This window comes from Streptomyces sp. NPDC044061, from assembly GCF_056434305.1.
Genome location: NZ_JBWKFL010000052.1, coordinates 1 through 13,300 on the forward strand (window position 1 = coordinate 1; position 13,300 = coordinate 13,300).

At 70.2% G+C, this 13,300-nt stretch carries 12 protein-coding genes; 3 read left to right on the top strand and 9 right to left on the bottom strand.

The features are described 5' to 3' along the window. Both AC07CM_RS43195 and AC07CM_RS43200 read left to right on the top strand, forming a co-directional pair. On the top strand, nucleotides 1–643 hold a 643-nt coding region (locus AC07CM_RS43195), incomplete at its 5' end, for an MFS transporter (RefSeq protein WP_478882032.1). Between the two features lie 253 nt (nucleotides 644–896). After that, nucleotides 897–1,910, top strand: a complete 1,014-nt coding sequence (locus AC07CM_RS43200) for a sigma-70 family RNA polymerase sigma factor (RefSeq protein WP_478882033.1) — start codon at nucleotides 897–899, stop codon at nucleotides 1,908–1,910. Here AC07CM_RS43200 and AC07CM_RS43205 read toward each other — a convergent pair. Beyond that, the gene (locus AC07CM_RS43205) at nucleotides 1,794–2,180 is read right to left on the bottom strand and encodes an STAS domain-containing protein (RefSeq protein ID WP_478882034.1); all 387 of its coding nucleotides are present in this window, start codon (nucleotides 2,178–2,180) and stop codon (nucleotides 1,794–1,796) included. The two genes, AC07CM_RS43200 and AC07CM_RS43205, sit on opposite strands and share 117 nt — an antisense overlap. A gap of 77 nt (nucleotides 2,181–2,257) precedes the next feature. Here AC07CM_RS43205 and AC07CM_RS43210 point away from each other — a divergent pair, with 77 nt between their 5' ends. After that, nucleotides 2,258–3,178 (top strand): AEC family transporter, encoded by a 921-nt coding sequence (locus AC07CM_RS43210; protein WP_478882035.1) that lies wholly within the window; start codon nucleotides 2,258–2,260, stop codon nucleotides 3,176–3,178. 94 nt (nucleotides 3,179–3,272) lie between these two features. On the opposite strand, the gene AC07CM_RS43215 is transcribed toward AC07CM_RS43210, so the two are convergent. The 8 genes from AC07CM_RS43215 to AC07CM_RS43250 form a co-directional block, all read right to left on the bottom strand. Continuing rightward, nucleotides 3,273–4,550, bottom strand: a complete 1,278-nt coding sequence (locus AC07CM_RS43215) for a thymidine phosphorylase (RefSeq protein ID WP_478882071.1) — start codon at nucleotides 4,548–4,550, stop codon at nucleotides 3,273–3,275. Nucleotides 4,551–4,621: 71 nt separating this feature from the next. Then, nucleotides 4,622–5,026 (bottom strand): cytidine deaminase, encoded by a 405-nt coding sequence (locus AC07CM_RS43220; RefSeq protein ID WP_478882036.1) that lies wholly within the window; start codon nucleotides 5,024–5,026, stop codon nucleotides 4,622–4,624. After that, nucleotides 5,023–6,285, bottom strand: coding sequence for an ABC transporter permease (locus tag AC07CM_RS43225; protein WP_478882037.1), 1,263 nt, complete (start codon nucleotides 6,283–6,285; stop codon nucleotides 5,023–5,025). Before AC07CM_RS43225 ends, AC07CM_RS43220 begins: the two co-directional genes overlap by 4 nt. After that, a complete protein-coding gene (locus AC07CM_RS43230) occupies nucleotides 6,285–7,403 on the bottom strand; it encodes an ABC transporter permease (protein WP_478882038.1) in 1,119 nt (372 codons plus the stop codon). The genes AC07CM_RS43225 and AC07CM_RS43230 overlap by 1 nt, the downstream gene beginning before the upstream one ends. Continuing rightward, entirely contained in the window at nucleotides 7,400–9,073 is a 1,674-nt protein-coding gene (locus tag AC07CM_RS43235) for an ABC transporter ATP-binding protein (RefSeq protein ID WP_478882072.1), read from the bottom strand. The genes AC07CM_RS43230 and AC07CM_RS43235 overlap by 4 nt, the downstream gene beginning before the upstream one ends. 231 nt (nucleotides 9,074–9,304) lie before the next feature. After that, nucleotides 9,305–10,351 (bottom strand): BMP family lipoprotein, encoded by a 1,047-nt coding sequence (locus AC07CM_RS43240; RefSeq protein WP_478882039.1) that lies wholly within the window; start codon nucleotides 10,349–10,351, stop codon nucleotides 9,305–9,307. Between the two features lie 215 nt (nucleotides 10,352–10,566). Then, nucleotides 10,567–11,595 carry a BMP family lipoprotein gene (locus tag AC07CM_RS43245; RefSeq protein ID WP_478882040.1) on the bottom strand — a complete coding sequence of 343 codons (1,029 nt, stop codon included), beginning with the start codon at nucleotides 11,593–11,595 and terminating at the stop codon, nucleotides 10,567–10,569. A gap of 286 nt (nucleotides 11,596–11,881) precedes the next feature. Further along, a complete protein-coding gene (locus AC07CM_RS43250) occupies nucleotides 11,882–13,105 on the bottom strand; it encodes an amidohydrolase (RefSeq protein ID WP_478882041.1) in 1,224 nt (407 codons plus the stop codon). Nucleotides 13,106–13,300 lie beyond the last annotated feature (195 nt).

Sequence of the window (13,300 nt, forward strand, 5' to 3'; positions counted from 1 at the left end):
GCAGCACTTCAGGGCCGGCTCCCTGCGGCCCCGCATCCTGCTCGGCACGGTCCGCGACCACCTCTCCGACCCGCTGCTGCGCCGCCTGTACGCGATCGGCGCGCTGTTCATGACGGTGTTCGGCGGCGTGTACACGGTGATCGGCTACCGCCTGACCGAGGCCCCGTTCTCCCTGCCGCAGGGCATCGTCGGCTCGATCTTCCTGGTCTACCTGGTGGGCACGGTCTCGGCCTCGGCGGCGGGCCGCCTGGTGGGCCGCCTCGGCCGCCGGGGCGCCCTGTACCTGGCGGGCGGCACGACGGCGACGGGCCTGCTCCTCTCCCTGGCCGACTCGCTCCCGCTGGTCCTGCTGGGCCTGGTCCTGATCACCGCGGGCTTCTTCGCGGGCCACGCGGTCGCGTCCTCGGCGGTCAGCAAGACGGCCGTCCACGGCCGCGCGCAGGCCTCCGCCCTCTACCAGTCCGCGTACTACATCGGCTCCAGCGCGGGCAGCACGGTGGGCGCCATGGCCTTCCACACGGACGGCTGGGCCGGCACGGTGGGCGTCGGCCTCCTCGCGGTCCTCGGCGTCGTGTCGATCACGGTCCTCGGCTCGCGCGCGGCCCGGGTGGCGGCCCGCCGGGAGCCGGTGCCGGCCAACTGACCTCCGCTCCCCCGGTCCCTACGGCGAACCCCCGCTCGACCGGACGGCCGAGCGGGGGTTCGTCGTAGGGACTTGAGGGGCGAACCCGGGCACCGTCGTCCGCTCGCGTCCGACTCCGCTCACGTCCGGGCGGCAAGCGGTCCGAGCTGGTCCTTTTCGCACTCGGGGGGCCATTGTCAGTGGGCTGCGGTAGCTTCCGAAGTGCTGGGGCGCGAAGGGGCGCCGACAGAACGGCCACAGGGGTGGGTGGACGATGGGCAACGGCACGGCGACGGCGGACCTCGAAGTCGCACTGGAGAAGCACCGCACCGAGCTGACCGGGTACTGCTACCGCATGCTCGGCTCCTCCTTCGAGGCCGAGGACGCGGTGCAGGACACCCTGGTGCGGGCCTGGCGGAGCTACGACAGGTTCGAGGGCCGTTCCTCCCTGCGCTCGTGGCTGTACCGGATCGCGACGAACGTGTGCCTGGACATGCTGACGGCGGGCAACAAGCGGGCCCGCCCCATGGACCTCACCGAGTCGACGCCCCTCGCCCGGGCGGCCCTCGCCCCCCGCCCGGACAACACCTGGCTGGAGCCGATGCCGGACGCGCGCGTGCTGCCCACGGTGGACGATCCGGCGGAGGCCGCCGTCGCCAAGGAGTCGATCCGGCTGGCTTTCATGGCGGCGCTGCAACAGCTGCCGCCCAAGCAGCGGGTGGTGCTGATCCTGCGCGAGGTGCTGGCCTGGAGGGCGAGCGAGGTCGCCGAGCTGCTGGACACCACGGTCGCCTCGGTCAACAGCGCGCTCCAGCGGGCCCGGGCGACGCTCGCCGAGCGCGGGGACACGGGCGCCGACGGGTCGGTCTCCGACCCGCTGGACGAGGAGCAGCAGAAACTCCTGGAGCGCTACGTCAAGGCCTTCGAGGGGTACGACATGACGGCGCTCACGGCCCTGCTCCACGAGGACGCCATCATGACGATGCCGCCGTTCGACCTGTGGCTGCGCGGCACGGCCGACATCACCGGCTTCATGACCACCCTGGGCGCCTCCTGCGCCGGGTCCCGTCTGCTGCCGGTCCAGGTCAACGGCCTGCCGGGCTTCGCGCACTACAAGCCGGACGAGGAGAAGGGCGGCTTCAGCCCCTGGGCGGTGCAGGTGCTGGAGATCTCAGACGGCCGGATCACCGGTTTCCACTGCTTCCTCGACACCCAGCGCTGGTTCCCCCTCTTCGACCTGCCCCTCCACCTGGAAGCGGAGCCCGACCAGGTCCAGGAGGGCGTGTAGCGCCGGGTCGGGATCGCGCAGCCGTATCCGCCCGCCGGCCCGGCGGGCGGCCAGCTCCAGCCGGGCCAGCAGGTCCACGACGCCCAGCCCCGGCGGCCCCAGCCCGCCCACATCGCATACGACGACGCGCGCGCCGGTCGCCCGCAGCAGAGCCCGCAGGTCGTCGCACCACCCCGGCACCTGGTTGCGGGTGACGGGGCCGGCGAGCGTGAGTACGGGCGGTGTCGTGGCGTCCACGTGCGGTAGACCGGCGGCAGGGCCGTAACTCATCGCGGCTCCGGGCGGATCCGGGTCGCCGACAGAGATCACATTGACCGGCTCGCCCCCTCCGCCGGAGGGTTGGCTCCGTGCAGGGGGTGCTGAGCGGGTTCGCGGTGATCGCGGTCGTCATCGGGGTGGGCTATGTGCTCGGGCGGCGCGAGACGCTCGGCGAACGGGCGGGGGAGGTGCTGACGGGGCTGGCGTTCACGGTGGCGGGCCCGGCACTTCTGTTCACGACCCTGGCCAGGGCCGATCTGTCGGTCCTGTTCTCGTCGCGCCTTCTCGTCACGGCCCTGAGCACGGCCGCGGTCTGCGGGGTCTTCGTGGCGGTCGGCGCGCTCAGGCGCTGGGGCGTGGGCCGCACCACCATCGGCGCCCTGTGTTCCGGCTACGTGAACTCCGGCAACCTCGGCATCCCGATCGCCGCGTATGTCCTCGGCGACGCGTCCCTGGTGGCACCGGTCCTGCTCTTCCAGGTCGTCCTCGTCACCCCCGTCGCGCTGACGATCCTGGACCTGTCCGGCAGGGGCGAGAAGGGCACGGTGTGGCGACGCCTGCTGACCCCGCTGCGCAACCCGATAGCGGTGGGCTCCGTGTCCGGGGTCCTGGTGTCGGCGGCGGGTCTGCACCTGCCCGGCCCCCTGATGAACCCCCTCACCCTGATCGGCAACATGTCCGTCCCGGCGGCCCTGCTGGCCTTCGGCATGTCCCTGCACGGCAGCGCGGCCCCCGGCCGGGGGCGGGACCGTCAACTGGTCCTGTTGTCGGTGGCGTTGAAGTCCGTGGGGCAGCCGCTGGTGGCGTGGGCGCTGGCGTCGGCCGTCTTCGGCCTGCACGGCGCGCCGCTGCTCGACGTGGTGGTGACCTCCGCCCTCCCCGGCGCCCAGAACCTGTTCACCTATGCGAGCCGCTACCGCGTGGCCGAGTCCCTGGCCCGCGAGTCGATCCTGCTGTCGACGGTGGTCTCCGTGCCGGTGCTGGTGGGGGTGGCGGCGGCCTTGGGGTGAGCGTCGGCCGGTGCCCGGCCGGACTCGTCCCCCATGTCGAACGGGACCGGCCGGACTCAGCCGATCCCGTTCGCCCGAAGGAAGAGGCCACGGGTCAGGCGATGCGCTCCAGCACCACCGGCGACGCCGTGAAGTCCGTGCCCGCGGCCGCGATGTCGTACGAACCCTCCACCGCCTGCAGCGCGTACTCGAAGCGCTCGGGGGTGTCCGTGTGCAGGGTCAGCAGGGGCTGGCCCTCGGTCACCGTGTCGCCCGGCTTGGCGTGCATCTCGATGCCGGCCCCCGCCTGCACCGGGTCCTCCTTGCGGGCGCGGCCCGCACCGAGGCGCCAGGCGCCGACGCCGATGTCGTAGGCGTCCAGGCGGGTCAGGACGCCGGACGACGGCGCCTTGATGACGTGCTGCTCCTTCGACGTGGGCAGCGTCGCGTCCGGGTCGCCGCCCTGGGCCGCGATCATCCGGCGCCAGACGTCCATCGCCGAGCCGTCGGCCAGCGCCTTCGCCGGGTCGGCGTCCTTCACGCCGGCCGCGTCCAGCATCTCGCGGGCCAGGGCGACGGTGAGTTCGACGACGTCGGCCGGGCCACCGCCCGCCAGGACCTCGACGGACTCGCGGACCTCCAGGGCGTTGCCCGCGGTGAGGCCGAGCGGGGTGGACATGTCGGTCAGGAGGGCGACCGTCTGCACACCATGGTCGGTGCCGAGGCCGACCATCGTGGACGCCAGCTCGCGCGCGTCCTCGATCGTCTTCATGAAGGCGCCCGAACCGACCTTCACGTCCAGGACCAGGGAGCCCGTGCCCTCGGCGATCTTCTTGGACATGATCGAGGAGGCGATCAGCGGGATCGCCTCGACGGTGCCGGTGACGTCCCGCAGGGCGTACAGCTTCTTGTCGGCGGGGGCCAGGCCGTCGCCCGCCGCGCAGATCACGGCGCCGGTCGTGTCGAGGACGTTCAGCATCTCCTCGTTGGAGAGCAGGGCCCGCCAGCCCGGGATCGACTCCAGCTTGTCCAGCGTGCCGCCCGTGTGGCCGAGGCCCCGGCCCGAGAGCTGCGGTACGGCGGCGCCGCAGGCCGCCACCAGCGGGGCCAGGGGCAGGGTGATCTTGTCACCCACGCCACCCGTGGAGTGCTTGTCCGCCGTCGGGAGGGACAGCGAGGAGAAGTCCATGCGCTCGCCGGAAGCGATCATGGCCGCGGTCCAGCGGGCGATCTCGCGGCGGTTCATGCCGTTGAGCAGGATCGCCATGTTGAGCGCGGCCATCTGGTAGTCGGCGACCTCGCCGCGGGTGTACGCGTCGATGACCCAGTCGATCTGCTCGTCGGTCAGCTCACCGCGGTCCCGCTTGGTGCGGATGACGGAGACGGCGTCCATGGCCATGGCTTTCCTTCCGGAGGTGCGAAGTGCACGGCCCCCCTGAGAGGGTCAGGGGGGCCGTACGGGAGTTACTTGGTGAGATGGTCCGGGCCGAAGGCCTGGGGCAGCATCTCGGAGAGCGGGAGGATGCCCGCGGGCGTGTCGAGGAGCAGGTCGGGGCCACCGAACTCGTACAGCAGCTGACGGCAGCGGCCGCACGGGACGAGCAGCCCGCCCGTGCCGTCCACGCAGGTGAAGTGCGTGAGGCGGCCGCCGCCCGTGCGCTGCAGCTGTGAGACCAGCCCGCACTCGGCACACAGGCCGAGGCCGTAGGAGGCGTTCTCCACGTTGCAGCCGGTGACCGTGCGCCCGTCGTCGACCCGGGCCGCCGCGCCGACCGGGTAGCCCGAGTAGGGGGCGTAGGCGTGGGACATGGCCTCCCGCGCCTCGGCGCGCAGCGCCTCCCAGTCGAAGCCGGCGGCCGCCGCGGTCACTTGCCCTGTCCCTTCCGGTACGGCAGGCCGTCCGCCTTCGGCATGCGCAGCTTCTGCGCCGACAGCGACAGGACGAGCAGCGTGACGAGGTACGGGGTGGCCGTCACCAGCTGGCGCGGGACCTCGTTGGTGGAGGCGTACCAGAGGAACATCAGGGCCGAGACCACGATCGTGACGACGGCGGGGACGTACTTCTTCCTCCACGCCAGGTACGCCGCGCCGAACACCAGCAGGATCGCCATCAGCAGGATCAGCGCGTGCACGTTGGTCGTACCACCACGCAGGTTGAGGCTGTCGGTGTAGCCGAACAGGCCCGCGCCGAGGGCGAGGCCGCCCGGCATCCAGTTGCCGAAGATCATCGCGGCGAGACCGATGTAACCGCGGCCGGCCGTCTGGCCGTCCAGGTACACGTTGGACGCCACGATCGACAGGAACGCGCCGCCGAGGCCGGCGAAGCCGCCGGAGATGATCACGGCGATGTACTTGTACTTGTACACGTTGACGCCGAGGGACTCGGCCGCCACCGGGTTCTCACCGCAGGAACGCAGGCGCAGACCGAAGGAGGTGCGCCACAGCACCCACCAGGTCACCGGGACCATGGCGACCGCGATGACGGTCAGCGGCGACAGGTCGGTGACCAGACCGCCGAGCAGGCCGGCGATGTCGGAGACCAGGAACCAGTGCTTCTCGTTGAGCGTGTTCAGCCAGTCCGACAGGCCCGGGATGCTGAACTCGCCGAGCGAGTCGATCGGCGGGGACTGCTTGGTCGAGCCCTGCGGGGCGTTGGCGAAGGTGAACTTCGACAGGTAGCGGGTGGTGCCGAGGGCCAGGATGTTCAGCGCCACACCGGAGACGATGTGGTTGACGTTGAAGGTGACGGTGGCGATGGCGTGCAGGACGGCGCCGAGCGCGCCGCCGATGATGCCGAAGACGACACCGGTCCAGGGGCCCCACTGGTAGCCGGCCCAGGCACCGAACCAGGTGCCGAGGATCATCATGCCCTCGAGGCCGATGTTGACGACGCCCGCGCGCTCGGCCCACAGGCCGCCGAGGCCGGCGAGGCCGATCGGCACGGCGAGCTGCAGCGCGGTGGACATCTGTCCGACCGAGGTGATGCCGTCCGCGCCGGTGATCAGGCGGACGATCGAGGTCAGCACCAGCACACCCGCGATGACCAGCAGGAGTACCGGGAGCGACATACGGCGGCCGCCCTTGCCGGGCTGCTTCGCCTGCGGCTTGGCGATAGTCGCGGTGGACATCAGGCCGCCACCTCCTTGTTGGTGTTCTGGGCGGCCGCGGCCAGCTCCGCGCCGACCTGCTTCTGCTGGCGGCGCAGGCCCCACTGCCGTACGGCCTCGTACGAGATGACGACCGCGAAGACGATCAGGCCCTGCATGATCGTGGCGATCTCCTTGTCGTACGCCACGGGGGTCGCGTAGTCGAGGGCGGGCGAGGCCTTGTCGAGGAAGGCCCACAGCAGCGCGGCGAGCGCGATGCCGCCGGGGTTGTTGCGGCCGAGCAGGGCGATGCCGATGGCGGTGAAGCCGAGGCCCGCGGGGAAGCTCAGGCTGTAGGTGTGGGTGTCGCCGAGCAGCAGCGGCAGACCGGCCAGGCCCGCGATGGCGCCGGAGATCAGCATGGAGACGAGCACCATGCGCTTGGCGTCGACGCCGGAGGCCGCGGCGGCGGTCTCCGAGGCGCCGGTGGCGCGCAGGTCGAAGCCGAAGCGGGTGCGGTTGAGGACGAGCCAGTAGCCGATGCCGAGCACGACGGCGAGGAAGACCAGGCCGTAGATCTCGCCGACGTCCGAGCCGAGGTTGATGCCCGGGAACCAGCCGGAATTCTTCATGACGCCGGTCGTCACGTTGTCGCCGACCTGCACGCCCCACACGTCGGTGAGGGTGACGTAGCCGATGACGGCGGTGGCGATCGCGTTCAGCATGATCGTCGCGACGACCTCGCTGACGCCCCGGGTGACCTTCAGGACACCGGCGATGCCGGCCCAGAAGGCACCGGTGCACATGGCGACCAGCAGCAGCAGCGGGATCTGCAGCACGGCGGGCAGCCCCACGTGCGCGCCGACGACGGCGGTCATCACGGCGGCGAGGCGGTACTGGCCGTCGACGCCGATGTTGAACAGGTTCATGCGGAAGCCGAGGGCGACACCGATGGCGGCGATGTAGTACAGCGACGCCTGGTTGATGATCAGCACCTGGATGTCCGAGTACGGCAGCTGCTGCAGCATCAGGACGTACGGCTCGATCGGGTTCTTGCCCGAGGCGAGCAGGACCACCGAGGTCAGCACGATCGCCAGGACGAGCGCGATGGCCGGTCCGGCCACCGCGAGGAGCACCCGCTCCTTGTCGAACTTCTTCATCGGGCCTCGTCCTCCGGACCGGCGTTGTCGTCGCCCTCGGGGGCGGTCTCTTCGTGCTCCAGGTGTCCGGACGCGGCACCCGTCATGGCCGAGCCCAGCTCCTCCGGCGTGATGGAGGCCGGGTCCGCATCGGCGACCAGCCTGCCGTCGTAGATCACGCGCAGGGTGTCCGACAGGCCGATCAGCTCGTCGAGGTCGGCGGAGATCAGCAGCACGGCCAGGCCCTCGCGGCGGGCCTCGCGGATGCGGTCCCAGATCTGCGCCTGGGCGCCGACGTCCACACCGCGCGTCGGGTGGGCGGCGATCAGGAACTTCGGGTCGTGGCTCATCTCGCGGCCGACGATCAGCTTCTGCTGGTTGCCGCCGGACAGGGAGGCCGCGGTGACGTCGATGCCGGGGGTGCGGACGTCGTACTCCTCGACGATCCGGCGGGTGTCGGCCTGGGCGCCCTTGGGGTTCAGCCAGAAGCCCTTGGCGTTGGGCTTCTCGGTGACGTGACCGAGGATGCGGTTCTCCCACAGCGGGGACTCCAGCAGCAGGCCCTGGCGGTGGCGGTCCTCGGGGATGTAGCCGACGCCCGACTCGCGGCGCTTGCGGGTGGGCCAGGGGGTGATGTCCTCGCCCAGGAACACGATCTGCCCGGAGTCGGCGTGCTTGGTGCCGATCAGCGCGTCGATCAGCTCGGTCTGGCCGTTGCCCTCGACACCGGCGATGCCCATGACCTCGCCGGCGTGGATGGTGAAGGTGACGTCGTCGAGGACCCTCTTGACCTCGCCGGCGGGCGCGAACTCGGTGAGGCCCTCGGCGGCGGGCTCCTCCTCCGTGCCCATGGAGACGGCGCCGCGGGCGTGGACGGTGAGGTTCCTGACCTCCAGCACGGCCCGGTCGGTCACGGTGGACTCGGCGGTCTCCGGGGTGGGCAGCTCGCTGCCGACCATCAGCTCGGCGAGCTGGCGCGGGGTGGTCTCGGAGGGGATCGCGGTCCCGACCGTCGTACCGCGCCGGATGACGGTGATGTCGTCGGCGACGGACAGCACCTCGCCCAGCTTGTGGGAGATGAAGATGACGGAGAGGCCCTCGGACTTCAGCTCGCGCAGGTTGTCGAAGAGCGCGTCGACCTCCTGCGGGACGAGCACGGCGGTCGGCTCGTCGAGGATGAGGGTGCGCGCGCCGCGGAAGAGGACCTTGAGGATCTCCACGCGCTGGCGGTCTGCCACGCCGAGGTCCTCGACCAGGACGTCCGGGCGGATGCCCAGGCCGTAGCGGTCGGAGATCTCCTTGATCTTCTTGCGGGCGCCACCGCCGATGCCGTACAGCTTCTCGCTGCCGAGCACCACGTTCTCCAGCACGGTCAGGTTGTCGGCCAGCATGAAGTGCTGGTGGACCATGCCGATGCCGCGGGAGATGGCGTCGGCGGGGCTGGAGAAGCTCACCTGCTCGCCGTCGACCGCGATGGTGCCCTCGTCCGGCTTCTGCATGCCGTAGAGGATCTTCATCAGGGTCGACTTGCCGGCGCCGTTCTCGCCGACGAGGGCGTGGACGGTGCCCTTGCGGACCGTCAGGTGGATGTCGTGGTTGGCCACGACACCCGGGAATCGCTTGGTGATGCCCGCGAGCTCTACCGCGACTGTCGACTGAGCGGTGAGCGGAGGGCTGCTGGACGCGTCGATGGCGCACTCTCCTCGGGAAAGGGGCCGCTCTACGCGCGTAGCGCCCCTGCTTTAAATAGTGCCCGGACCCGACCGACCTTGATCGAGAACATTCCCGATCAAGAACCGATCCGCTCCGAGCATTCTGCCGCGCGAACGGGGTGCGGGCAGGTCATCCTCTCCGCACCCCGTTCCGTGGCCGTAACGCTGCCATTACAGCGCTCTGTTGGCCAAGACTTCCGACCCGGATCGTCAGGAGGTCTTCACCTTGATGCTGCCGTCCTTGATGCCGGCCTCGGCCTTCTTGATCGCGGCCTGGATGTCGGCGTTGTTCTTGAAGGTCGGGTTGGAGTCGGCCAGGCCGACGCCACCGTTGTCCAGCGAGCCGCGGATCTCACCGGTGAGCGGCTTCTTGCCCTTGATGACGGACTTGGACAGGTCGTAGACCGCGCCCTCGACGTTCTTCAGGGCCGAGGTCAGGATGTAGTCCTTGTACTTGGCCAGCGCCTGCTGCTTGTACTGGTCGGAGTCGACGCCGATGGCCCACACCTTGTGCTCGGCGGCGGACTTGATCACGCCCTGGCCGGAGAGGCCGGCGGCGGCGTAGACCACGTCGGCGCCCGCGTCGATCTGGCCGTTGGCGGCGTTCTCGCCCTTGTCCGGGCTGGAGAAGCCACCCTCCTGGGCGGTCTGGGTCAGGTACTGCGACTCGATCTTGATCTTCGGGTTGACCGACTTGGCGCCCTGGATGTAGCCGGCCTCGAACTTGTGGATCAGCGGAACGTCCACGCCACCGATGAAGCCGATGTGGTTCTTCTTGGTCGCCTTGGCGGCCGCGACACCCGCGAGGTACGAGGACTGCTCCTCGTGGAAGACCATGTCGGCGACGTTCTTCGCCACGGTCTGGTTGTCGTCGATGATGCCGAAGGTGACCTTCGGGAACTTCTGCGCGGCCTCCTTCACGGCACCCGCGTAGGCGAAGCCGACGCCGATGACCGGGTTGTAGCCCGCCTTGGCCAGGGTCTCCAGGCGCTGGGTCTTGTCCGCGTCCGACTCGTTGTCCTGCGGCTCGACGTCGCGGCCGCTGACGCCGAAGTCCTTCTGGGCCTTCTGGAAGCCCGCGTAGGCGGCGTCGTTGAAGGACTGGTCGCCCTTGCCGCCGACGTCGTACGCCAGACCGATGCCCTTGGACTTGCCCTCGGTGGAGGACGAGGAGGAAGAGCTACCACAGGCAGAGACGGTGACGGCGAGCGCTGCGGTCGCAACGCCTGCAATCGTGATACGGGACACCCGGCGCATGGAACGTGACTCCTTTGTGCAAGCGCCCAAACCAGGCGCTGGTTCCGCCGCAGCGTAACGCGCGTAGACCTGACGGAAAACCCCCAATGTCCGGTCCGTTATCGAGCTGTGGCCACACTCACTTGTCAAGGTTACGGACAGCAGTACGCCCCTTGCACGAGGCAAGGGGCGTACGGGGGCGACGGGCCCTCACGGGCGCGGAACCGGGGGCCGGATCACTTGGTGTTGACGGTGATCTTGCCGTCGATGATGTCCTGCTTGGCCTTGTCCACGGCAGCGACCACGCCGGTCAGCGCCTTGTACTTCGGGTTGGAGTCGGCGAAGCCCACACCGCCGGACTTCAGGTCGCCGCGGACCTCGCCGTTGAGCGGCTTGCCCTCGTAGACGGACTTGGCGAGGTCGTAGACCGCGCCGCCGACGTTCTTCAGGGCCGAGCCGAGGATGTAGTCCTTGTACTTGGCGAGCGCGCTCTGCGAGTACTGGTCGGAGTCGACTCCGACGGCCCACACCTTGTGCTCGGCGGCGGACTTGATCACGCCCTGCCCGGAGAGGCCGGCCGCGTGGTAGATGACGTCGGCGCCGGCGTCGATCTGGCCGTTGGCCGCGTTCTCACCCTTGTCCGGGCTGGAGAAGCCACCCTCCGCCGGCGTCTGGGTCAGGTACTGCGACTCAATCTTGATCTTGGGGTTGACCGACTTGGCGCCCTGGTCGAACCCGGCCTCGAACTTGTGGATCAGCGGGATGTCCACGCCGCCGATGAAGCCGATGTGGTTCTTCTTGGTGGCCTTGGCGGCGGCCACGCCCGCCAGGTACGAGGACTGCTCCTCGTGGAAGACCATGTCGGCGACGTTCTTCGCCTGGATGGTGTTGTCGTCGATGATGCCGAAGGTGACCTTCGGGTACTTCGTGGCCACCTGCTTCACGGCCGGCGCGTAGGCGAAGCCGACGCCGACGACGGGGTTGTAGCCGGCCTTGGCCAAGGTCTCCAGGCGCTGCACCTTGTCCGCGTCGGACTCGTTGGCCTGCGGCTCGATGTCCCGGCCGCCGATCTTGAACTCGTCCTGGGCCTTCTTGAAGCCGGCGTAGGCGGCGTCGTTGAAGGACTGGTCGCCCTTGCCGCCGATGTCGTAGGCGAGGCCGATGCCCTTGCCGGAGTACTTGCCGTCCTTGGAGGTCGTGCCGGTCGAGTCGGTGCTGGACTTGCCGCAACCGGCAGCCGCGAGGGCGACGACCGCGACGGTCACCGCAGCTTGGGAGAACCTCGTCCTCCGGGAGATCTTCCGAGAGAGCAGACGCACAGCAAGCACCCCTTCATCCCCACGGCGCCGTCACGGGCCGCTTGTCCCCAATGTGCCGCCAGTGGTGGCGATTCGGCGCACAGTAACGCGCGTAGAAGGGGAGGGGAACGGTGTTTCTCCCGGCCGTTATCGTTTCGTGCCGACTCCGGGTCACAGCCGGGCACCGCCGGTTACGCCGGGGTGACACAGGCGGGCGAAGGGGCACCAATCCGGCACCCCGAGGCCGGGTGGCCTACATGGCGTCGAGCAGAGCGGCGGCGGTGAACATCTCCACGCCGACCGTGATCGCGTGCTCGTCGGCGTCGAAGTCACCCTGGTGCAGGTCGCGGACGACGCGGTCGCCGGGGGTGCGGACGCCGAGGCGGGCCATGGCGCCGGGCACGTTCTCCAGATACCAGGAGAAGTCCTCGCCGCCGAGGCTCTGCGCGGTGCTCTCCACGGAGCGCAGGCCCCGCCGGGCGACCATGGCCCTGCGCAGCAGTTCGGTGGACTCCCGGTCGTTGACGACCGGCGGCACGCCCCGTACGTAGTTGATCTCCGACTTGGCCCGGTGCAGGGTGGCGACCTCGTCGATGGCCGCGTGCACGATGTCCGGGGCCTCGCGCCAGGCGTCGAGGTCCAGGCATCGGACGGTGCCGGACAGCTCGGCGTGCTGCGGGATGACGTTCGGGGCGTGACCCGACTCGATGCGGCCCCAGGTCAGGGCGAGGCCGGCGCGGGTGTCGACGCGCCGGGCGACGAGCGCGGGCACGTCGATGGCGACACGGGCGGCCGCGGTGACCAGGTCGGTGGTGAGGTGGGGGCGGGCGGTGTGGCCGCCGGGGCCGTCGAGGGCGACCTCCAGCCGGTCGCAGGCGCTGGTGATGGCGCCGTGCCGCAGCCCGATCCGGCCGGCGTCGACCTTGGGGTCGCAGTGCACGGCGAGGATCCGGCCCACGTCGTCGAGGGCCCCGTCCCCGATGGCGCCGAGCGCGCCGCCGGGCAGCACCTCCTCGGCGGGCTGGAAGACCAGCCGCACCGGGCGGGACAGCAGCCCCTTGGCATGCAGGTCGGCGAGGACCAGCCCGGCGCCGAGCACCACCGTGGTGTGCACGTCGTGGCCGCACGCGTGGGCGCGGTCGGGCACGGTGGAGCGGTACGCGCAGTCCGTCTTGGTGTCCGGGATGGGCAGGGCGTCGATGTCGGCCCGCAGGGCCAGCACCGGGACCGCGGACCGCTTGCCCTCAGGGAATCCGATGTCACAGATGAGCCCGGTTCCGGTGGCCAGGACGCGGGGGCGCAGCCCGGCCTGCTCCAGCCGCTCCTTGATCGCGGCGGTCGTGCGGAACTCCTGGTTGCCCAGCTCGGGGTGCATGTGCAAGTCGCGGCGGAAGGCGACCAGTTCGGCGTGCAGGGACTCGCTGAGCACGCCGGGGAGCACGTCCCCGGGGATATCGGCCTCGGACTCTCGGGACATCACTTGGTTCACCCTCTGAAGGGTAGGACGCCCGGGCGGTCGACTGCCCCTCGATCAACAAAAGATCAGCCCGTTAGGGGAAGAAAACCTTACCGGCGGACGCATGGCGGTGGACTCTGATGGGTAAAACCCTTGTTTCCTCTTCCACGCATACCATGCCTTCCCATGATCGCGCGCGACTTGTCCACGGACCGG